Raw genomic sequence first — 22,703 nt, forward strand, 5'->3', positions numbered from 1 at the left:
TTCAGTTTCCTTCGGTTGATGGGTGCGCGGCGATCGTCCACCGGGACCCCTGTGGGGTGTCCTCGACGACGACGCCGAGCGCCTTGAGCCGGTCGCGGATCTCGTCCGACGCGGCATAGTCCTTGCGCTCGCGGGCGGCCTGACGCTGGTCGAGCAGCGCCTTCACCAGCCCGTCGACCACTTCGGTCAGTTCTTCGTTGCCACCGGCCCGCGACGCCCACGGCTCGGCCAGCGGGTCCAGCCCGAGCACGCCGAGCATGGCTCGCACAGCGGCCAGATTCTCTTGCAGGGCAGGAGAATCGCCGTCGGCGACCAGTTTGTTGCCGTCCCGCACGGTGTTGTGCAGTACCGCGACGGCGGCCGGCGTGCCGAGGTCGTCGTCCATCGCGTCGGCGAACGCCTGCGGCACGTCGGCCGCCGGCTCCACCCCACCGGTCACCTCGGTCGCGCGGTCGACGAAGCCCTCGATGCGCTGGAAGCTCGTCGCGGACTCCTCGAGCGCGGCCATCGAGAACTCGACCACCGAGCGGTAGTGCGAGCTGACCAGGTAGTACCGCAGCTCGATCGGCCGCACCTGCTCGACCACGTTGCGCACGACCGCACCGTTGCCGAGCGACTTCGACATCTTCTCGCCGGCCGCCGTCACCAAAGCGCTGTGCATCCAGAACCGGGCGAACTTCTGCCCGACCGCGGTCGACTGGGCCAGTTCGTTCTCGTGGTGCGGGAAGCGCAGGTCGAGGCCGCCGCCGTGAATGTCGAACTCGTCGCCGAGGTACTTGCCGGCCATCGCCGAGCACTCCAGGTGCCAGCCCGGGCGGCCGGGACCCCACGGGGTCGGCCACGACGCCGTCCGCGGAGTGCCTTCCGTGTAGCCCTTCCAGAGCGCGAAGTCACGCGGGTCGCGCTTGCCGCGCGGGTCCGCGTCCTCGGCGGCCTCCATGTCGTCGATCCGCTGGTGCGACAGCTCGCCGTACTTCGGCCAGGACTTCACGTCGAAGTACACGTCGCCGGAGCCGTCGGTCGCGACGTACGCGTGCCCGCGCTCGATCAGCTCCCCGATCATCACCAGCATCTCGGGGATGTGACCGGTGGCGCGCGGCTCGTACGTCGGCGGACGGCAGCCCAGTACGTCGTACGCCCAGTGCAGTTCGCGCTCGAACTCGTAGGCGTGCGCCCACCACGGCACCTGCCGCTCGGCCGACTTCGCCAGGATCTTGTCGTCGATGTCGGTGACGTTCGCGATCACGGTGACCTCGTAGCCCGACCGCTCCAGCCAGCGCCGGAGGACGTCGAACACGATCTCCTTGTAGATGTGCCCGACGTGCGGGGCACCCTGCACCGTCAGCCCACAGTGGTAGATCCCGACCTTGCCCGGATGGACCGGTTCGAAATCCCTCACTGCTGCTGTCGCGGTGTCGTACAAGCGAACTGTCACTGATCAAGGGTAACGGTGATATAGGGGTGCTCTTGACAATTTCCCCACAGCGGTCATCGGACCGGGCCGTCACCACCGGACTGTACGGTGCTGCCCGAGGAGGTTGCCTTGTCGAACCAGCAACCGTACGGCGGCCGGCAGCCGCCTTACCAGGGGCCGCCCCAGCAGTGGGGCGCACCGCAGTACCAGGGACCGCCCCCGCAGCAGCCGCAATACGGCCCGCAGTACGGCGCACCGCAGTACAACGGCCCGGCTCAGTACTACGGACCGCCGCCGGGCGCCCCCGGCTTCGGCTGGGGACCGGGTGGTCCGCAGCAGCCCAAGAAGAAGAGCAAGGCCTGGCTGGCGATCATCCCGGTACTCGTCGTCGGAGTGGTCGGGCTCTGGATCTACGGCGTCATTCAGAAGCAGCACCGGCTGAACGACTACGCCCAGCCCCAGCCGACCGCGAGCTATACCCCCAGCGATGACCCCAGCACCGGTCCGTCCACCAAGCCCACCGAGGCACAGACGACTGGCACCGACCCGAAGCCGACCAAGGCGACACCGCCTCCGCCTCGCACGCCCACGCCGTACGAGGTGGTCAGCCGGACCAAGTTCTATCGGACCGGTGTCCAGGCGAGCGTCCGCTGCCGTGAGTCGGGCGCTCGGCCGACCTCCCTGTCCAACGCCATCAGGTACTACGCGAACGTGAAGTCGTGCGCCGACCGCGGCTGGCCGCGGCAGGTGAACGCGGCCGGGCTGCCGTTCAAGGCGCCGAACACGATCGTGATGAACGGCAAGGTGGGCTCGCCGTGCGGCTACAGCGCGCCCAGCTCGTACTACTGCGCGATCAACCACACGATGTACCTGGCCGGCGACTACGACATGGCCCAGTACCGCCGGGCCAACGGGAATCCCGCCGGTGTGGCCTTCGTCCGCGCGAACATGCTGTTCGTGGTGGCCCACGAGTACGGCCACCACATCCAGCAGATCACCGGCATCCTGCCGGCCTTCAACCGGCTCTGGTACGACGCGCCGAACAAGACGGCGCAACTGGAGGTGCAGCGGCGGATGGAGTTGCAGGCAAGCTGTTTCGGCGGGCTCTTCGTGGCGGCGAACCGGAACAGCTACCCGATCAGCGGCCAGCTCAAGACCCAGTTCAGCTGGATGGTCTACCACATGGGCGACAACTACGACCCGATTCCGGGCCACCGCATCCACGGCAACCGGATCAGCCACGGCAACTGGACCATGCGCGGCTACAACACCCGCAACCTGGCCGCCTGCAACACCTTCACCGCTACCAGCGCCGCAGTGCAGTGATCAGCTGAAGCGAACCCTCCGGCCGGTACGGTGCCGGTCGGAGGAGGAACCTTGTCGAACCAGCAGCCGTACGGTGGTCAGCCGCCCTACCAGGGCCCACCCCAGCAGTGGGGCGCGCCGCAGTACCCCGGTCCCCCACCGCAGCAGTTCGGCGTACCAGGCGGACCCGGAGCAGTCGGCGGGCCGGGCGGGCCGCAGTACGCCGGTACGCCGTACCCGGGGCCGCAGTACGGCGGACCGGTCGGCCCTGGTGGGCCAGGCGGACCCGGTGGACCGGGTGGGCCGGGGTTCGGCTGGGGGCCGGGTGGGCCGCAGCCGCCGAAGAAGAAGAGCCGGGGCTGGATCGCGATCATCCCGATCGTCCTGGTTGTCGGGGTCGTGGGTCTGTGGATCGCCGGGGTGATCAACAAGCAGCACCGGCTGAACGACTACACGTCGCCGCAGCCGACGTACACCTACAGCCCCACCAACGAGCCGACGTACGACCCCTCCGAAGAGCCGACGGACGAGCCGACCAGCGCGCCGACGACGACCGAACCCACGACCACGGCTCCTCAGCCGACCAAGACGACGGCCCGGCAGCCCCGGCAGCCGACCAACTACGAGATCGTCACCCGCGACCTGTTCTACCGGACCGGTACGCAGCCCGGCACGGGGTGCCGGCTGCCCGGGACCAACGCCTCGACCATCGCGAGCGAGACCTCCTTCGACCGCTCGATGAAGGCCTGCCTGGATCGCGCCTGGGCGCGGCAGGTCCGGATGGGCCGCGATGTCTTCCGGCCGGCGAACGTGGTCACCATGAACGGCGGTGGCCAGACACCGTGCGGGGGAAGCTCGGGCCGCTCGCACTACTGCGACTCCAACATGACCATCTACATCGACGGGCGCACCGACGTCCAGCACTTCCACGACAGCAGGATCTCGAAGATGTGGATTCGGGTCCGGATGGCCAACACGATGGCGCACGAGTACGGCCATCACCTGCAGAACCTGACCGGGATCAGCGACGCGTTCGACGAGCTCTGGTACGAGGCGCCGAACAAGGCCGCGCAGCTGGAGATCAACCGCCGGATGGAGATCCAGGCGACCTGTTTCGCGGCGGTCTTCCAGGGCGCGAACAAGGCGACCCTGCCGGTCAACCGGGCGTACAAGAACCAGTTCAACTTCATCTCGCACAACTCCGGCGACGAGTGGGACACCGAGCGCACGCACGGCAGCAAGGTCGTCCAGCCGTACTGGATGAACCGCGGTTTCAACAGCCGCAACGTCGCGCAGTGCAACACGTTCACGGCGACGTCGGACAAGGTTCGGTAGATACTCACATCAATTTTGGGATTTGTGGTTATTTCTTACCTCAGCAGGGTAAGAACTCCGCCGAGCGCTCTGTCCGCCCCTCACCGCTCTGTGGAGGTCCCTCGTGAAATCCTTCGTCACGGGTGCCGCCGTCACCCTGGGTCTGCTCCTGGCCCCGCTTGCCGGCTCCACCCTCGCCAGCGCCGCTCCCGCCCCCGACTCCACCACCAGTCCGGCCGCTCACCAGCCGACGGCCGAAGCTCGTCAGCACGGCATCACCAAGGCCGGTGAAGCCTTCATGGGCTGGCGCCAGCCCACCACCGCGGCCGGTCCGGCGGTGATGGCCCCGACCGCAACCGTCGAAGGCATCGACGTCTCCAGCCACCAGGGCAACGTCGACTGGGCCGCGCAATGGAACGCCGGCAAGCGGTTCGCCTACTCGAAGGCGACCGAGGGCAACTACTACTCCAACCCGTACTTCGCCCAGCAGTACAACGGGTCCTACAACGTCGGCATGATCCGCGGCGCCTACCACTTCGCCACGCCGAACGACTCCAGCGGCGCCAACCAGGCGAACTACTTCGTCGACCGCGGCGGCGCCTGGTCCCGCGACGGCAGGACGCTGCCCGGCGCGCTCGACATCGAGTACAACCCGTACGGCGCGACCTGCTACGGGCTGAGCGCGTCGGCGATGGTCAGCTGGATCCGGGACTTCCTCAACACCTACAAGTCCCGCACCGGCCGCGACGCCGTGATCTACACCAATCTCGACTGGTGGAGCCGCTGCACCGGCAACAGCACCGCCTTCAACGCCACCAACCCGCTCTGGGTCGCCCGCTACGCCTCGGCTCCGGGCACCCTGCCGGGCGGCTGGCCGTACCACACCATCTGGCAGTACAGCTCCACCCCGATCGACCAGGACCGCTTCAACGGCGACCAGACCCGCTTGGTTGCCCTAGCCAACGGTTAACCCCCGGGCACCCGAAGAGCCGGAGGCCCAACCCTCCGGCTCTCCGGCCACGCCTCGCGCCACCCCCGCCTTCCTCCTGCCCTGCTCCACCCCGCCTTCCTTCCCTTGCCTTTCCCGACCGCCCCGCCTTCCTTTCCTTGCCTTTCTTTCCTTTGTTTTATTCGGTTGCAGACACCTCTTAGGCTCGGTGCGTGACCTTTTCGCTGCCGATCGAGACCGATCGACTGACCCTTCGCCGCTACCTCGAATCCGACTACGACGACCTGCTCAAGCTGCAGTCGAACGACGACGTGACCAGGTTCCTGCTGTACGAATCGAAGACCCCCGAGCAGGTCCGCGAGTCACTGGCGAACCGGCTCGCCGACGTACCGATGGATGCCGAAGGCCAGGCGCTGACGCTCGCGGTGATCCTGCGGGAGACCGGGCAGCACATCGGCGAGGTGACGTTGTTCGTGTACAGCGCCGAGCACCGCGCGGGCGAGATCGGCTTCGTCTTCCATCCCGAGTTCCACGGCCGCGGGTTCGCCGCCGAGGCGTCGGTCGAACTGCTCCGGCTCGGCTTCGAGCAGTTGGGGATGCACCGGATCATCGGCCGGCTGGACGCCCGCAACACCGGCTCGGCGAACCTGCTCAAGCGCCTCGGCCTGCGCCAGGAGGCGCACTTCGTCCGCAACGAGTTCCTCAAGGGCGAATGGACCGACGAGGCCGTCTTCGCGATCCTCGCCGACGAGTGGCAGGACCGCTCACCCGCTGCCGAAAGTATTTGACGAAGAATTTCCTCATCGCGGCACGCGTTCACCGCGACAGGGCGCGGCGGCGGGTCTACCGTCGAAAGATGACCGCCGCCCGCTCTGTCACCACCCTGATCACCGGTCTCGTCGTCCTCGCGCTCAGCGCCACCCCGAGTACCGCCGCCAAGTCACAGGTCCGCGAGATCGGCTTCCACACCTGGACGTCGTCCGCTGACTTCCTGGCCGGCACCAGCGCCGGCACCACCGTCACCGACGGCGCGCTCACCATCGGGTCGGCCACCGGCAGTACGTCGTACGTCGACCCGTTCGGCGACGGCACGGCCAAGACCTACGAGCAGGCCAGCTGGACCTCGCCCGAAGTACGCCCCGGCTTCGCGCTCACCGAACTGGTCGCCTCCTGGAACGCCACCACCCCGCCCGGCACGTGGATCGAGGGGGCGATGTCCGGCCACTCCGACCAGGGCAAGACCACCAAGTGGTACGTGCTCGGCCGCTGGAACAAGGGCGACGACACAGCGGCCGGTGACATCCACCGCACGTCTCTGAGCGGCCAGCGCGACACCGTCGGCGACGTCTCCGTCGACACCTTCGTAGCCCGCTCCGGCCGCTCCCTGGACCGCTGGCGTCTCAAGGTAACCCTCTACCGCCTCGCCGGTACGACGAGCGCTCCGGTACTGCGCTCTGTCGGCGCCATGGCGTCGCGCCTGCCGTCCGACGCGACGGTGCCGGTCAGTCCCTCGGGTGGCGCGTGGGGCCAGGTGCTGGACGTACCGACGTACTCGCAGGAGACCCACATCGGCCAGTACCCGCAGTGGGACGGCGGTGGCGAGGCCTGGTGCTCCGCGACCTCCACAGCGATGGTGCTTGACTACTACGGCGCCGGACCGACTCCAGCAGAGACAGCCTGGGTCGACCCGACGTACGCCGATCCACAGGTCGACCACTCGGCCCGCTCGGTCTTCGACTACGACTACGACGGCGCCGGCAACTGGCCCTTCAACACCGCGTACGCCGGTACGCGCGGCCTCGATGCCTTCGTCACCCGGTTGCGGTCCCTCACGGAAGCCGAACAGTTCATCAAGGCAGGCATTCCCCTGGTCGCGTCCCTCTCCTTCACCAAGGACGAACTCCCCGGCGCGGGCTACGGCACCAACGGCCACCTGATGGTCATCGTCGGCTTCACCCCCACCGGCGACGTCGTCGTCAACGACCCGGCATCCCACCTGATCAAGAGCAACGACCAGGTCCGCACGACCTACAACCGCCAGGCCTTCGAAAACGCCTGGATCCCCCACTCGGGCGGCATCGTCTACGTCATCCACCCCACCAGCACGCCGCTACCGCCCCACCCCACCCAGGCGAACTGGTAACCCCCAAACGGAACCGCCCGTATGCCGGGGGCGGCGTACGGGCGGTTCCTCCTTCCTGTTGCACAGTTAGGGCTCTCTGGAACTACGACGCAGGAGAAGCTCGGGGACGTGGAGCACACGCGAGGTCGTTCCGGAGCTGCGACGCAGGAGCCGCGCAGACACGACCGCACCCCGCACCACCCACCCGCGCCACCTTCGCCACCGAGCCGCGACGCGGGAGGGGCGAACCTCGCGAGCAGGAGCACACGCGCAAGGTCGTTCCGGAGCTGCGACGCAGGAGCCGCGCAGACACGACCGCACCCCGCACCGCCCACCCGCGAAGCACCCGCGCCACCTCAGCCACCGAGCCGCGACGCAGGAGCGGCGAACCCCGCGACCAGGAGCACACGCGCAAGGTCGTTCCGGAGCTGCGACGCAGGAGCAGCGCAGACACGACCGGCCCCGCACCCTGCCCGCGAAGCACCCGCGCCACCTCCGCCACAGAGCCGCGACGTAGGAGCGGCGACCATGGGCGGGCGGGGGCAGCGACGCAGGAGCTGCGTGGGAAACACACCCCCCGAAGCACCCCGAGCACCACCATCACCGAGCCGCGACGTAGGAGCGGCGACCACGGGTGGGCGGGAGCTGCGACGCAGGAGCAGCGTGGGAACTGCTCCTGCGTAGTACAGACAGCTCAGCGGGTGAAGAGTGCGCCGGTGAGGTTGGTGGTGAGGTTGCGGAGGGAGTCCGGGAGGTACTGGAGATGCCAGCCCCGCGGACCGCGATACCAGTGGAAGCCTTCGTCTTCTTCGTCGTCGACATCCGTGGCGACCAGGGCGTCGATCCAGCGCTCGGAGCCGCCGAGTACGACGGCGTACGGGAGGGCGCGGGAGCAGAGTTCGGCGTGCTGGTCGGAGGGGAGTTCGCTGACGTCCATCTCGAGCAGTTCGCCGCGGATCGCCGCGACCTGGCCGAGGACTCGGCCGGCGGCGGGTGCTTTGGCCGGCATGTGGCGGCCGATGACGATCAGGCCGACGCCGACGGCGGTGATGGCGAGGCCGAGTAGGCCCCAGCTGCTGAAGAGTGCCAGCAGGAACGTGGCGATGACGCCGACCACGGTGACCACGATGCCGATCGTTGCCCACAGCGACCGAGTCCGGTCGGGCCGCTCGGTGAACCAGCCGCGCTTGACGACACCGTCGTACAGGGCGTCCTGGACCTGGCCGAGGCCGGCCCGGACCTGCTTGCCGAGCTCGGAGACGAGCACGGTGTCGGAGTCGCCGAAGATCGCGCGGATCAAGACGTTCTCGTACCGCTGGAGTTCCTCGGCCGGCGCGCCGGAGACCCGCTTGAGTTCCCAGTCGGGGCGCGAGTACTCCGACTCGTGCTCCAGCTCGGTGATGGTGATGTGGCCGCGCACAGCCAGGTCGATGATGGTCGCGGTGACGTCGACCGGGTCGATCCGCTCGTCGATCAGCGTGCCCACCTCGCCCGGCCGCAGATCCGCCGGCGGGGTGAAGTCGATGCGGGTGTCCTGCCCGAGGCTGAACAGCGAAGCCGGTACTACGCGGCGCGGGTCGACCTGGTCGCGACCGCGCAGCCGGTACAGGACGAGCAGGGCAGCGGCGCCGAGGAGGAGCACCAGCAGGGCGGTGATCAGCTGGGCGGCGTCGGTGGAGAAGGCACGCTTGAACGTCTTGCGGTGCTCGACGATCGTGTTCGCGGCGATCTCGCCCTCGGGGAACCCGACGGTCATCCGAACGGCGTTGCCGGGCGGCAGGCCCTGCTGGCGGAAGGTCGGGCCGGACGTCTCGCCGATCTGGGCGAGGGTGCACGGGGTGTTGCTGTCCAGCGCGCCCGCGGTGCAGGAGACGTGCGATACCTGCGGGGTGCTGTAGACGACGTTGGCGTCCTGGATGGTCAGGTTGACACCGGTCAACGGGGTGAACCGGACCTCGGTGCCGTTCAGCACCTTGGCGACCGCGCCGCGGACGGTGTAGGTGAAGTCGAGCTGGGTGTCGCCGGAGACGTCGGCCACCGCGATGGAGGTGACGTCGCCCTTGACGGACACTTCGCTCTTCTTGTCCTGGCCGCCGGACTTGACCTGCAGGTCCTCGATCTTCTGCACGTGGTCGACGGCGTCGGGCAGGTGATCGCGGGTGAGCACGAACCGGGTGAAGGTCCCGGTCACGTTGCTCAGCTTCCACGACTCGGACACCTTGAGCAGACCGTCGCGTTCGACCCTGATCTCACTGTCGAAGTTGGTCACCACCGGATCGGCGGAGCCGCCGGCACCGGTCGCACCGGCCTGGACGCCGGTCAGGGCCAGGAAACCGAGGGCACACAGGGATACCCCGAGCAGACGTAGACGCATCGCCCAATCACACCGTATCGAGAGGGTCAGGATGAAATCGGCCCGTCGCCACCGGGCCCCTGCCCGGCGGCCGGGTGGCCGCGACAGGTCGTACTGCGTCGCGCCGCGGCTGACCGCGGTCCCGACAGGGGGCACCCTACCGCGACCCATGCCGGACGCAACGAAGCAAGGCACCCGAAGGGAAGGAAGGAAAGAAGGGGAAGAGGAGGAGGCGGTGGTCGGCAGTGGGCGCCGAAGGCGGAGGTGGGTGAGCGGGAAGCCGGAGGCGGCACCGGTGGCAGGCGCCGAAGGGCGGAGGTGGTGGGCGGGGAAGCCGGAGGTGGTGGGCGGGGAAGGCGGAGGTGGTGGGCGGGGAAGGCGGAGGTGGCGCTAGTGGTGGGTGGGGGCGAGGAGGCGGGCTGGTGGTGGGGTCGCGGCGGGGGTGAGCTGGGGCTCGGATAGCGTCGGGCTTCGCGCGGTTGTGCCCCGGGCCGTGCTGACGTCCACTTGCGGGGCAGTGGAGCGTGTGTGTCCGACAACCAGTGGGGCCCTCCCGGCCAGTATCCGCAGCAGCCTCCGCCCGGTGGGCCGTACCAGCCGGGCCCGTACGCCGGCGGCTATCCGCCACCTCCCGCACAGACACCGCCACCCGGGCAGATGCCACCCGGGCAGATGCCGCCGGGGCAGATGCCGCCCGGGCAGGTGCCGCCGCCTGGGCCGTTGGGGGTGCAGCCGTGGCAGCCGCAGTACGGCGTGGCTCCGCCGACCACGCCGGGGCAGCAGCTTCCGCACGGACTCGGCTGGGGTGCGCCGGCTGGTGGGCCGCGCCCGCCGAAGAAGGGCGGCGCCGGGAAGGCGATCCTGTTCGTCGTCGGCGGCCTGGTCGGAGTGGTGATCCTGCTCTCGCTCGTCTCGGGCTACCTGAAGCACAACAGTTCCACCGCCGACAGCCCGTACTACGTGCCTACGGCCGACCCGAGTTACAGCCCGACCAACGACCCGACCTCGGACGAGTCCCCCACCGCGGCACCGTCGCAGCCGACCACGGCACCCACGACAACCGAGCCGACCACCACCAGGCCGACCGTGACGAAGCCGACAGCGCCACGAACGTCGAGCACGCCACCGGTGAAGCGTGGTCCGACCGCGTACGAGATGGTCAGCCGGAACAAGCTGTACTCCAGCGGCGTGATGGCCTCCGTCGGCTGCAAGGAGTCCCGCGCCCGTCAGTCGACCGTCGCGGGCGCCACCGCCAACTACCTCCAGCTGCGGTCCTGCCTCAGCCGCGCCTGGAGCCCGTACGTCAAACGAGCCGGCGGCAGTTTCCGCGTGCCGAACCTGCAGACCTTCACCGGCACAGTGCAGTCTCCGTGCGGCTCGATGAGCGACACCGGCCCACCGTTCTACTGCGGCGACAACGACACCATCTACATGAACCTGAGCCAGGACGTCGGCAACTACAACCGCTACCCCCAGAGCTACCAGAAGGTCTGGGCCCGGATGTGGATGCTGCACCAGTTCGCGCACGAGTTCGGTCACCACGTGCAGAACATGACCGGCATCCTCCAGGCCAACCACGACCTGCGCTACGACGCTCCGAGCCGGAGCGCGGAGCTGGAGATGACCAGGCGGCTGGAGCTCCAGGCCTCCTGCTTCAGCGATGTCTTCATCGGGGCGAACAAGCGGACCTATCCGATCACCGGGCAGTCCTTCGTCCAGTGGAAGTGGCTGATCGCCAACACCACCGACTACGGCAACGACCACGGTGACGCCGACATCCACAACTACTGGGCGCTGCGTGGCTTCAACAGCCGCAACCCGGGTGCGTGCAACACGTTCACGGCGCCCTCGGGCAAGGTGAGGTGACCCTGCCGCCGGCGTACGCCGTAGGGCGGGTGCAGACGAACAGCGGTCCGGGTGGTTAGCCTGGTCCCCCGGATCACGCCTTGTGTGTCCCGGGGGGATGAGGAATCACCGTGTCCAACCATGACTGGAGCGAGCCACCAGGGCCGCATCCGCCGCCGGGGCCGCTGCCCGACGGCTCGATACCGCTTTACGGCAGCCATCCGCTGCCGGGGATGCCGGGGGGCGAACCGGCGCTGCCGCGAGTGGGCTGGGGGCCTGAGATCGGCGGCGAGCACACCTTTCGGCACGGCGGCCCGCAACCGAAGCGCCGCAGGACTGGGCTGGGGATCAGCCTCCTGCTGCTCGGCGGTATCGCTGTGGCCGTCGTGATCGCCGCGCTGGCCCTGCGCGACGACACCTTCACGACGGTGGCACCGGTTCCAGGCGCCGGACTGACCGGGCCCTCGACCTCCCAGACGCCGTCGCCTGGAACCGCCGACGACGGTGCGGCGTCGCAGGACGGTATGAAGGTCGTCACCAGCGATGCGTTCTACGCCTCCGGAGCCCAGGGATCGGTCGGCTGCCGGGAGCCGCGGGCCGCCCTGAGCAGCCCCGCCGCAGTACGCGGGTACTACGCCAACCTGATCGGCTGCCTCAATCGCGCCTGGGCCGGCAAGGTCCAGGGCGCCAAGCACACCTACACGGCACCGCGGGTGCTGTTCTGGTCAGGGCAGGTCCAGTCGCCCTGTGCCGGCAGTTCGGCGGTCTCGTTCTACTGCGCCACGAGCCAGACGCTCTACCTGAAGTTCGAGGACGACATCAAGCTGTGGAATCGCGCCTCCGACCCCGGCAACCGGGCGTTCGCGCGGATGTGGGCGACCTACACGGCCGGGCACGAGTTCGCCCATCACCTGCAGCAGCTGACCGGCATCCTGGCTGCCGCGCATCAACTGGAGTACGACGCGCCTGACCGCGAGGCCCGGCTCGAGCTGAGCCGGCGGGTCGAGCTGCAGGCTTCCTGTCTCGGCACCGCCTTCATGGGGGCCAACAAGATCTCGTACGGCATCACCGGTCTCGACCTGACGATCTACCGCAGGTACGTCGAGGCGCAGACCGGCGACGAGAACAACCGCGGTGGACCGCGGGACCACGGCGCCCGGGCCAGTCACCAGTACTGGGCCGCGCGCGGTTTCAACACCAGCAACAGCGCCTACTGCAACACGTTCACGGCTTCGGCCAGCAAGGTCTCGTGAGGAGTATCGATGTCGGACAACTGGAAACCACCCCCGGGGCGGGACGAACCGGAGCCGGAGGGCGAACAGCCCACCGAGCCGCCGGCGCAACCGCCGTCCCGCCGGGATGGCCAGTCGCCCCTGTGGTGGACCGAGTCCGCCGAGAAGCCCCAGGAGTATCTGCAACCCGGTCCCCCTGCGAGCGCCTCGCAGCCGCCGGTCCCCCCGAGCACCCCACCCAGCGGCCAACCGACGCCGACTCGCCCCGCCCCACAGGGTCGACCGGGCACGTCTGAGCGCCCCGCCCCGCAGAGTGGACCAGCCACGCCTGACCGGCCCGCGCAGCAGAGCGGCTGGACGTCTCCGGATCGCGCCGCAGGGAACCAGCCGCCGTACTCCGGCCCGCCAGCAGCCCCCCGCGGCCAGCACGCCGGAGGCCCAGGAGCAGAGGGACCTGGTACGCCGGCCCGCCCTGCCGCGCCTCGCCACCAGGCCCCGGCCGGTGGCCAAGCGCCTGGCGGTTACACGCCGCCCGGAAGCTCAGTGCCTCCACAGAGCCCGTGGTCGAGCACACCACAAAGTGGCGCTGGGCAACCGAACCCGTGGTCCGCAGCCGCCAGTACGCCGTACCCGCCGGCCGGTACGCCGTACCCGCCCGCCGGATCGCAGAGCGGCCCCACCGGACCGCAGGGTGGCCCGCCCGGCTTCCAGGGCTTCCCGCCGGCCACCGGTCCGGCCCAGGGTGGTCAGCCGAGCTGGCAGTACCCGCCGATCCCGATCCCGAAGCCACCGGGCGCGGGCCGGCGGCGGAAGCCGCGCGGTACGCCGAAGGGCCTGCTGATCGGCCTGGTCGTGCTCGCGGTTCTGGTCGTCGGCACCGGCGTCACGTACGCGCTCCGCAACAACGGCGACGACAACAAGGCGACTGTGACGGACACCCCGTCGGCGACGCCGTCCGAGACTCCTTCGGAAACTCCTTCGGAGACACCCTCGGCAAGTCCGACGCCGACCCCGACGCCCACGGTCAAGCCGAAGCCGAAGCCGCGCCAACTCACGCCGTACGAGCTGGTCGCGAAGAACAAGCTCTACGCGGTCGGCGCCGTGCAGGCGTCGCGGTGCACCGAGCCGCCGTACCGGCCGACCACCTTCGCGGCGGTCAAGGCGTACTACAACCGCATGCTGCCGTGTCTGAACCGGACCTGGTGGCTGGCGATGCAGAAGGCCAAGCTGCCGTTCCGGGCGCCGCACGTGATCGTGTACGCCAACACGGTCAAGACACCGTGCGGAATCGAACGGGGCACGCGGGGCTTCTACTGCGGCGCCAACGAGGCGATCTACATGCCGTTCAACGTGGACTACAACAACTACAAGGTGAACCCGATCTACACCCGCGCGTGGATGCTGAACACGTTCGCGCACGAGTACGGGCACCACGTGCAGCAGCTGACCGGCATCTTCGGCGCCTCGTTCGCCCGGCAGGCGACGATGGCCGACCCGGCCATGCGGCTGCTGGAGAGCCGCAAGCGCGAACTGCAGGCCTCCTGCCTCGGTTCGGCGTACCTGGGCGCGGACGCGCAGTTCATCCCGCTCAAGGGCGAGCTGCTGGCCAGCTGGAAGTTCGCGGTCGCCAACGCCGGTGACGAGTTCTCCAAGCCGAAGGTGCGCGACCACGGCGCGAAGGTGAACCACAACTTCTGGTCCACCCGTGGAATCACCTACCGCGACCCGCGCTACTGCAACACCTTCCAGTCACCACCGCAGTACACCTACTGAACACGGACAAGGGCCCCTGGGAATCCCAGGGGCCCTTGTTCATAGAGCGTTTCAGAACAGGCGGCGCGCGTGCGTCAGCGTGCCACCGAAGGCCGTGACGAAGTTGGACAGCGACTCGCCGATGTCGGAGAGGTGCCAGTTCTCCGGGCCCGAGTACCAGCCGATCCCCGCATCCGGGTCATCGTCGTCGTCCGTGGCGGCGATCTCCTGCGCCCACTTCTCCGTCAGGCCCAGTACGGCGGCGTACGGCAGGCAGCGGGACGCGAACTCCAACCGGTGACTCTGCGGCAGATCGGCAGAGCTCTCGTTGCTCAGGTACGCCTGCAGCCCGGCCACACGACCCAGTACTGCGGCGCCGCGGGCCGTCCGCGCCGGGGCAACCTGCCCGGCCAGCGTCAACGCCGCACCGGCCAGCATCACCGCGAACCCGACCAGCCCGAACTTGCTGACAACTGCCAGCACGATCGTCAGGATCACCCCTGCACCGAGCAGGACGAGGCCCGCCGTCGACCAGCGGTTCCGTACTGCGTCCGGCCGGCTCGCGAACCACCCTTGCGTGACGACATCGGCGTACAGGTGCTCGCGGACCAGGCCGAGGCGCGGCCGCAGCGCCGGTCCGAGCGTGGACACTACGACGGTCTCCCCATCGGCGAAGACGGCGTCCAGCAAAGCCTTCTCGTACGGGAGCAACTCCGGACCGCCGGCGTTCAGTCGCCGCAGCTGCCAGTCCAGCTTGCCGAACTGGCTCTGCCGCGGCAGCTCTTCGATCGTCAGGTAATTGCGCACGGCAAGGTCCAGCAGGGTCGCGGTGATGTCCACGACGTCTGCGGTCTCGTCCACCACAGTGCCGACCTGGCCGGGCCGGATCCCATCGGGCGCGGCGAACTGCGGCCCGTCGGCTCCGTCCAGCACAGGACGCTCCGGTCCACCGGCGACGGTCTTGCCGGCGTCACGGCCGCGGAAGAACCACAGCGCCGCCGCACCGAGCAGTCCGAGGCCCAGCAGCAACGCGCTCAGGCCGAGCGTCGAGGAGTCGACAGTGAACGCGCGCCCGAGGGTCCAGCGTGTCTTGAACTGCGCGTTGGGCTTGACGGTCGCCTGGTCGCTCAGCCCGGTCAGGAAGGTCAACCGGCCACCGGCGGGCACGCCGTCCTGCTCGATCTGCAGGGCAGCGTTCTCCGCCAGCTGCGACGAAGTACACGGCATGCTCGAGCCGACCCGGCCGGAGAAGCAGGTGACCCACGTGGCGAACGGAACGTTGACGACCACGGTCGCCTTCGGGATGGCCGCACTGAAGCCCTGCACGATCGGCCAGCTGACCTCGCGGCCCTCTGTCGAGTCGGCCACCACGTTGCTCACCGTGTAGGTGTAGACGACCTTGGACCGGCCGGACACCTTCACGCTGATCTGCCGGCCGTTGTCGACGGCCGAGTTCTCCAGACCCTCCGCGGGCTTGCCGTTCACCGTGGCCGACACGTCGCCGAGCTCGTAGGTGCGGTCCTGCTCCGCGTCCGAGCGCACCCGGTTGGTCAGCGTACGGCGGAACGTGTCGCCGCCCGTTGTCAGGTCGACGGTCTCCTTGACCTGCAGGACACCGTCCCGCGTCAGGGTCGCCTCGGCGGCGTACCCGGTGATCTGGTCGTCCGCCGCCTGCGCGGGGACCGTGCCGAGGGCAACGAAAGCGGTCGCGAACGACACGAACAGGGCGGCCGGCAAGAGGCGGCGCTTCAGTGACATGGCACGAGGGTAGTCTCGTGCCGGTTCGCCCTGCGAACCTGCTCGATCAGTACCGGCCGTGATGAAGGGGAACGACACGTGAGCAACCCGTACGGGTACGGCGGCGGTCCCCAGAGCCGGCCGGCTCCCCCGCCCGGTGTACTCCCACCACCCCAGGCAGCTCCCTGGCAACAGCAGCCTGGTCCGTTCCCCCAGCAGCCGGGTCCCTTCCCGCAGCAGGGCGGCCAGCACCCGCAGTACCAGCAACCGGGCGCCCCGTACCAGCAACCGGGCGGCCCGTACCAGCAGCCAGGTGGTCAGTACCCGCAGCAGGGCCAGCAGTACCCCGGGCAATGGGCCCAGCCGTACTACGGCGGCCCGGGCCAGTTCAACGGCTTCCAGCCGCAGCGCCGCAAGTCGGGTGCGGCCAAGTTCGTCCTGATCGGCTTCGTCGTGGTCGCCTTCCTCGGCATCACGCTCGCCGTGCTCGGGGTGATGCTGGGCGGCAGCACCGATACCACTGCGGACCCGAGCGTCAGCGGCCCCTCCATCGTGCCGACCGCGACCACCAAGCCGGAGAAGGGCTCGGCCGAGGACTACCTGCTCAACAGCCCGCTCTACCAGGCCGGTGCGCTGCAGGAGATGAACTGCCCGGCCGAGAAGCTCGGCGACGGCAGCCTGGACGCCCAGAAGCGGTACTACACCAAGCTGTTCAGCTGCCTCAACGACGCCTGGCGTCCGGTGTTCAGCAAGCTCGGCGAGAGCCAGCCGGATCCTGGTCTGGTGGTGTTCGACAAGCCCGTCAGTACTCCGTGTGGCAGCTTCAAGCCGCTGTCCGGCCGTGTGCTGGCGTTCTACTGCTACGGCAACCACGTGATGTACACGGACGTGCTGCAGATGAACAAGGCGTTCGGCCCCAAGGAGGACCTCGCCTACCTGATGACGATCGCGCACGAGTACGGCCACCACGTGCAGGGCGTCAGCGGGCTGTTCTACGCGCGAGCCGTCTACCTGCAGGACCATCCCAGCGAGAAGCTGGAGAGCTCACGCCGCAACGAACTGCAGGCCTCCTGTCTGGGCGGCGTGTTCAGCCGGGCCGTGGCGAAGTCGTACCCGCTGACGAAGCGGATGAAGGAGTTCGAGTACCAGGCGAGCAACAGCTTCGGTGAGTCGGAGGACACTCCGGAGGACGAGCGGACGCACGGTCTGGCCACCAGCCAGGGCTTCTGGATCGAGAACGGCTTCAACATCGGCGAGACCAAGGCCTGCAACACCTTCGCGGCGCCGACCAAGCTGGTGAACTAGTTGGTGTCCACGTTGCGCGGAGTTTCAGAACAGGACAGTTGAGCGGCGTATTATCCGCCCGTGACACTGCGACGGGGGGACAGCGCTCCGCCCGAGCGAACCTTGGTGGACATCCTGCAGGCGACTGCGGCGAGCCACCCGGATGAACCGGCACTCGACGACGGCAGCGTCAGTCTCAGCTACACCGAACTGCTCAACCGGACAACGAAGTTCGCCCGCCGGCTGACCGAGCTCGGCATCGGCCCCGGTGACCGGGTCGGCGTCCGGATCTCGTCCGGCCACAACGACCTGTACGTCGCGATCCTCGGCACCCTGCAAGCCGGCGCCGCCTACGTGCCGGTCGACGCCGACGATCCCGAGGAGCGCGCCGAACTCGTCTTCGGCGAAGCCGCCGTCGCCGCGATCGTCACCGACGACCTGGAAGTCAGGAGCACCCGACCCGTCCCGGAGCCGGACGAGGACGGGTACTACGACTTCCCGTACTCCGCCCGGATGGACGCTCCCGACGAGGCCTCAGCCCCTGGCCGGCCGGACACCGACGGGCCGACCCCCGACGACGACGCCTGGATCATCTTCACCTCCGGCTCGACCGGCGTACCGAAGGGTGTCGCGGTCACGCATCGTTCGGCGGCCGCCTTCGTGGACGCCGAGGCGCGGCTCTTCCTGCAGTCCGAACCGATCGGCCCCGAGGACCGGGTCCTGGCCGGCCTGTCGGTCGCGTTCGACGCGTCCTGCGAGGAGATGTGGCTCGCCTGGCGGTACGGCGCCTGCCTGGTTCCCGCGCCGCGATCACTCGTCCGCAGTGGGATGGACCTCGGACCATGGCTGGTCGCACAGGGCATCACCGTCGTGTCGACGGTGCCGACACTGGCCGCCCTGTGGCCGGCGGACGCGCTCGACCAGGTCAGGCTGTTGATCTTCGGCGGCGAGGCGTGCCCACCCGAACTGGCTGAGCGGCTCGCCGTCGACGGACGCGAGGTCTGGAACACGTACGGCCCGACCGAGGCGACCGTGGTCGCCTGCGGCGCCCAGTTGACCGGGGCAGGCCAGGTCCGGATCGGGTTGCCGTTGGACGGCTGGGACCTGGCCGTGGTGGATGCCGCAGGCAACGAAGTACCGGAGGGCGGAACCGGTGAGCTGATCATCGGTGGGGTCGGGCTGGCCCGGTACCTCGATCCGGCCAAGGACGCGGAGAAGTTCGCGCCGATGCCGGCACTGGGCTGGGAGCGCGCCTACCGCAGTGGCGACCTGGTCCGCAACGAGTCGGAGGGCCTGGTGTTCATGGGCCGAGCCGACGAGCAGATCAAGCTCGGTGGCCGCCGGATCGAGCTGGGTGAAGTGGACGCCGCTCTGCAGGCTCTTCCTGGCGTCACGGGCGCTGCGGCCGCAGTACGGGCCAGTGCCGCGGGGAATCAGTTGCTGGTCGGCTACGTAGTACCGGAGGATCCAGAAGCGTTCGACAGCAAGGCTGCTACCGAACGACTGCGGGAGGAGTTGCCTGCGGCACTGGTCCCGCTCCTGGCCATCACCGACACGTTGCCGACCAGGACCTCGGGCAAAGTGGATCGCAACGCACTGCCCTGGCCACTGCCGGGCATGGAGACGGACGGGCCGCCTGCTGAGCTGGACGGCACTGCTGGCTGGCTGGCCGAGCGGTGGACGAAGGTCCTCGGCGCCACCGTCACCGGGGCGGACAACGACTTCTTCCTGCACGGTGGCGGCAGCCTCGCCGCCGCGCAACTCGTCTCACTCCTGAGAGAGCGGTACGCCGAGGCGACGGTCAGCGACATCTACGAGTACCCGCGGCTCGGTGCGCTCGCAGACCGGCTCGACTCGTTCACCACTTCTCAGGAGCCGGTCGAGATCCGTGAGGTCCGTCCGACTCCACCTGGGACGCAACTACTGCAGACCGCACTGACCTTGCTGCTCCAGACCGTCGTCGGTGTTCGCTGGCTCGTCTGGCTCTTCACACTGAACAACCTGCTCGCCTGGTCGGACGGTCCGCATCCCTGGATGCGCACGGTGTCCTGGTGGTGGATCCTGGCCGGCTGGCTGATCCTGATCACTCCTGCCGGGCGCATGGGGATCGCTGTCGTCGGTGCGCGGCTCTTGCTGCGTGGCGTGAAACCAGGCGTCTACCCGCGGGGCGGCAACGTCCACGTGCGACTCTGGGCCGCAGAGAACCTCGCTGACGCCGCAGGGGCGGCCAACCTTGCCGGAGCGCCCTGGATCGCTTACTACGCAAGGGCTCTCGGCGCGAAGGTCGGTCGCGGCGTAGACCTGCACACTCTCCCGCCCGTGACGGGGTTCTTCACGATGGGCCGTGGCGCGTCGATCGAGCCAGAGGTCGACCTGTCCGGCTACTGGATCGACGGCGACCGCCTGCACGTCGGCACTGTCACAGTAGGAGCAGAGGCCGTTGTCGGGTCGCGCAGCACCCTCCTGCCGGGCGCCGAGATCGGTCGCAACGCAGAGATCGCCGCCGGCTCCGCGGTGTCGGGCAAGGTACCGCCGGCCGAACGCTGGTCCGGATCACCGGCCAGCCGCGTCGGCAGAGCTCGTCACCCCTGGCCCGACGAACGCCCGGCGCGGGCTCCGTGGTGGGTCCTCGCGTACGGCGCTGCTTCGGCCCTCATGTCGCTCTTGCCGTTGGCTGCCGCTGCGCTTGCTGTCGTCATCCTCGGCCACGCGGTCCGAGGTACCGCCTCGCTCGGCGACGCCGCAGTACAGGCGTTGTGGGCCATCCCGCTGATGACACTGGTCGGTTTCGCAGCCTTGGCCGTCCTGACCCTGATCGGCGTACGGCTGCTCGGTATCGGGATCAAGCCCGGTCACTACCCGGTGCGTAGCCGGATCGGCTGGCAGGTGTGGGCTACCGAGCGCCTGCTGGACTCCGCCCGGACACTGCTGTTCCCGCTCTATGCGAGCCTGTTGACGCCGTGGTGGTTGCGCGCGCTCGGCGCGAAGATCGGCCGCGATGTCGAAGCGTCGACGGTGCTGCTGCTACCGAAGATGACCACCGTCGGCGACGGCGCGTTCCTGGCCGACGACACGATGATCGCGTCGTACGAACTGGGCGGCGGCTGGCTGCACGTGGCCGGCGCGAAGGTCGGCAAACGGGCCTTCCTCGGCAACTCGGGGATGACCGCGCCCGGCCGCTCGGTGCCGAAGAACGGGCTGGTCGCTGTACTGTCGGCCGCGCCCAAGAAGTCGAAGGCCGGTACGTCGTGGCTCGGCAGCCCACCGGTGAAGTTGCGCCGGCAGGCCGTCGACGGTGACCAGAGCCGCACGTTCAACCCGCCGCTGCGGCTGAAGTTCGCCCGGGCCGCGGTGGAGCTGTGCCGGTTCGTCCCGATGATGTGCACGGTGCTGATCGCTCTGGGTGTGCTGTTCTGTCTGCAGGCGCTCGACCTCTGGCTCGGACCGTGGGCGACCTTCGTCCTGTCCGGCGCCGTGATCCTCGCCGCCGGTGCGGTGGCGGGCGCGATGGCGACGATCTCGAAGTGGCTCATCGTCGGCCGGACCAAGGCGATCGAGTACCCGTTGTGGAGCTCGTTCGTCTGGCGGAACGAGGTCGTCGACACCTTCGTCGAGATGGTCGCCGCCCCCTGGTTCGCGAACGCCGCCGCCGGTACGCCGGTGCTGACGCTCTGGCTGCGCACCCTCGGCGCGAAGATCGGCAAGGGGGTCTGGTGCGAGACCTACTGGCTGCCCGAGGCCGACCTGATCACGCTCGGCGACGGCGTCGCGGTGAATCGCGGCTGCGTTCTCCAGACGCACCTGTTCCATGACAGGGTGATGTCCATGAGTACCGTCACCTTCGGCGCCGGATCGACTCTCGGGCCGCACGGCATCATCTTGCCGGCGGCCTCGATCGGAGCCGGCGCGACCGTCGGACCGGTGTCGCTGGTGATGCGCGGTGAGACAGTGCCGGCCGGCACCCGCTGGGCCGGCAACCCGATCGCGCCCTGGCAGGGTTGATGGTTTCCCGTGCCCCCAAAGCGGACGTCAAAGGCCGGCCGGGTGCTGACAGCGGCGATCCGTATGTCCCCGGTCACGGCAACGGCGGATACCGGGTCGAGTCGTACGAGCTGGATCTCGACTACCGGGTCAACAGCAACCGCCTGACCGGCAAGGCGACCATCACGGCCGTCGCCACGCACGCGCTGTCCCGGTTCAGCCTCGACCTGACCGGCCTGCGCGTCTCGAAGGTCGCCGTCAACGGCCGCCGCCCGGGCCGGTACGCGCATCGCAACGGCAAGCTCTACATCTGGCCCGCCACCGACATCGCCGACGGCGCGGAGTTCACGGTCGACGTCCAGTACGCCGGTAATCCCGCGCCGGTCGACAGCCCCTGGGGCGAGCTCGGCTGGGAGGAACTCACCGAGGGTGTGATCGTCGCCAGCCAGCCGTGCGGCGCGGCGACCTGGTTCCCCTGCAACGACCACCCGGGTGACAAGGCGCACTACCGCATCACGATCAGCACGGATTCGCCGTACCAGGTGGTCGCGAACGGGCGCCTCGTCTCACGGCGTACGAAGGCGAGCCGGACCAGCTGGGTCTTCGACCAGGCCGCGCCGATGGCGACATACCTGGCCACCGTGCAGATCGGCCGGTACGACGTACTCGAGCTGGCCTCGTCGCCGGTGACCATCCGCGCCGTCCTGCCGGCCTCGCAGGTGCGCGATTTCCGCTCGGACTTCGGCCGCCAGCAGGACATGATGAAGCTGTTCAACCGCCTGTTCGGACCGTACCCTTTCGGCGGGTACACCGTCGTGGTGACGGACGACGCACTCGAGATTCCCCTTGAGGCACAGGGGATTTCGGTGTTCGGCAGCAACCATGTGGACGGCCGGCGCGGGGCCGAACGCCTGGTCGCGCACGAGCTCGCCCACCAATGGTTCGGCAACAGCCTGACGCCGTCGACCTGGCAGGACATCTGGCTGAACGAGGGTTTCGCCTGCTACGCCGAGTGGTTGTGGTCGGAGGACTCGGGCGGCCTGACCGCTGCCCAGCAGGTCTCGAAGGCCCACAGCCGGCTGCGCGGCCTCGACCAGGATCTCGTCCTCTCGGATCCGGGTCCGGAGCTGATGTTCGACGACCGCCTCTACAAACGCGGCGCGATCACCTTGCACGTCCTACGCCGGCAACTCGGTGACGACGCGTTCTTCGACCTTCTGCGCGCCTGGACCAAGACGAACCGGCACGGCTCGGTGACCACAGCCGACTTCATCGCGCTGGCGCAGACGTTCTCCCCTGACCCGGATGCCACCCTGGCCCTGTTCGCCGTCTGGCTCGACGCCCCAGAGCTCCCCGACCTCCCCAGAACTTCTCGCCGTCGCAGGTGAGGCAGCGGACCGATTCTGTCCGCAGCA

14 protein-coding genes are annotated in these 22,703 nt (G+C 69.0%); 11 read left to right on the top strand and 3 right to left on the bottom strand.

The features are described 5' to 3' along the window. Position 1: 1 nt before the first annotated feature. Entirely contained in the window at positions 2-1,435 is a 1,434-nt protein-coding gene (gene cysS, locus EV138_RS12020; protein WP_133978691.1) for a cysteine--tRNA ligase, read from the bottom strand. Positions 1,436-1,543: 108 nt separating this feature from the next. Here cysS and EV138_RS12025 point away from each other — a divergent pair, with 108 nt between their 5' ends. The 5 genes from EV138_RS12025 (at position 1,544) to EV138_RS12050 (ending at position 7,125) form a co-directional block, all read left to right on the top strand. Then, positions 1,544-2,740 (top strand): neutral zinc metallopeptidase, encoded by a 1,197-nt coding sequence (locus EV138_RS12025; RefSeq protein ID WP_166678560.1) that lies wholly within the window; start codon positions 1,544-1,546, stop codon positions 2,738-2,740. A gap of 51 nt (positions 2,741-2,791) precedes the next feature. Beyond that, positions 2,792-4,054 carry a neutral zinc metallopeptidase gene (locus EV138_RS12035; protein WP_166678561.1) on the top strand — a complete coding sequence of 421 codons (1,263 nt, stop codon included), beginning with the start codon at positions 2,792-2,794 and terminating at the stop codon, positions 4,052-4,054. Between the two features lie 103 nt (positions 4,055-4,157). Then, a complete protein-coding gene (locus EV138_RS12040; protein ID WP_133978699.1) occupies positions 4,158-5,003 on the top strand; it encodes a lysozyme in 846 nt (281 codons plus the stop codon). Positions 5,004-5,194: 191 nt separating this feature from the next. Then, the gene (locus EV138_RS12045; RefSeq protein ID WP_133978701.1) at positions 5,195-5,770 is read left to right on the top strand and encodes a GNAT family N-acetyltransferase; all 576 of its coding nucleotides are present in this window, start codon (positions 5,195-5,197) and stop codon (positions 5,768-5,770) included. Positions 5,771-5,838: 68 nt separating this feature from the next. Further along, positions 5,839-7,125, top strand: coding sequence for a C39 family peptidase (locus EV138_RS12050; protein WP_133978703.1), 1,287 nt, complete (start codon positions 5,839-5,841; stop codon positions 7,123-7,125). Between the two features lie 673 nt (positions 7,126-7,798). Here EV138_RS12050 and EV138_RS12055 read toward each other — a convergent pair. After that, positions 7,799-9,478: a DUF2207 family protein gene (locus EV138_RS12055; protein WP_133978707.1), complete on the bottom strand. Its 1,680-nt coding sequence runs from the start codon at positions 9,476-9,478 to the stop codon at positions 7,799-7,801. 507 nt (positions 9,479-9,985) lie between these two features. On the opposite strand from EV138_RS12055, the gene EV138_RS12060 reads away from it, so the two are divergent. The 3 genes from EV138_RS12060 to EV138_RS12070 all read left to right on the top strand — a co-directional run bounded on the left by EV138_RS12060 (position 9,986) and on the right by EV138_RS12070 (position 14,307). Next, entirely contained in the window at positions 9,986-11,323 is a 1,338-nt protein-coding gene (locus EV138_RS12060; protein ID WP_238158079.1) for a neutral zinc metallopeptidase, read from the top strand. A 110-nt stretch (positions 11,324-11,433) separates the two neighbouring features. After that, positions 11,434-12,555, top strand: coding sequence for a neutral zinc metallopeptidase (locus tag EV138_RS12065; protein ID WP_133978711.1), 1,122 nt, complete (start codon positions 11,434-11,436; stop codon positions 12,553-12,555). Positions 12,556-13,077: 522 nt separating this feature from the next. Then, positions 13,078-14,307, top strand: coding sequence for a neutral zinc metallopeptidase (locus tag EV138_RS12070; RefSeq protein WP_166678562.1), 1,230 nt, complete (start codon positions 13,078-13,080; stop codon positions 14,305-14,307). 51 nt (positions 14,308-14,358) lie between these two features. On the opposite strand, the gene EV138_RS12075 is transcribed toward EV138_RS12070, so the two are convergent. After that, complete coding sequence (locus tag EV138_RS12075) at positions 14,359-16,044, bottom strand: DUF2207 domain-containing protein (protein ID WP_133978715.1); 1,686 nt, start codon at positions 16,042-16,044, stop codon at positions 14,359-14,361. A gap of 78 nt (positions 16,045-16,122) precedes the next feature. Here EV138_RS12075 and EV138_RS12080 point away from each other — a divergent pair, with 78 nt between their 5' ends. The 3 genes from EV138_RS12080 to EV138_RS12090 are packed head-to-tail and all read left to right on the top strand — an operon-like array spanning position 16,123 to position 22,676. Then, the gene (locus EV138_RS12080; RefSeq protein WP_238158080.1) at positions 16,123-17,328 is read left to right on the top strand and encodes a neutral zinc metallopeptidase; all 1,206 of its coding nucleotides are present in this window, start codon (positions 16,123-16,125) and stop codon (positions 17,326-17,328) included. A gap of 60 nt (positions 17,329-17,388) precedes the next feature. Then, positions 17,389-21,309 carry a Pls/PosA family non-ribosomal peptide synthetase gene (locus EV138_RS12085; RefSeq protein ID WP_133978719.1) on the top strand — a complete coding sequence of 1,307 codons (3,921 nt, stop codon included), beginning with the start codon at positions 17,389-17,391 and terminating at the stop codon, positions 21,307-21,309. Then, positions 21,309-22,676: a M1 family metallopeptidase gene (locus EV138_RS12090; RefSeq protein WP_133978721.1), complete on the top strand. Its 1,368-nt coding sequence runs from the start codon at positions 21,309-21,311 to the stop codon at positions 22,674-22,676. The genes EV138_RS12085 and EV138_RS12090 overlap by 1 nt, the downstream gene beginning before the upstream one ends. The last annotated feature ends 27 nt before the right edge of the window (positions 22,677-22,703 follow it).

It is taken from the genome of Kribbella voronezhensis (assembly GCF_004365175.1).
Classification (GTDB): domain Bacteria; phylum Actinomycetota; class Actinomycetes; order Propionibacteriales; family Kribbellaceae; genus Kribbella; species Kribbella voronezhensis.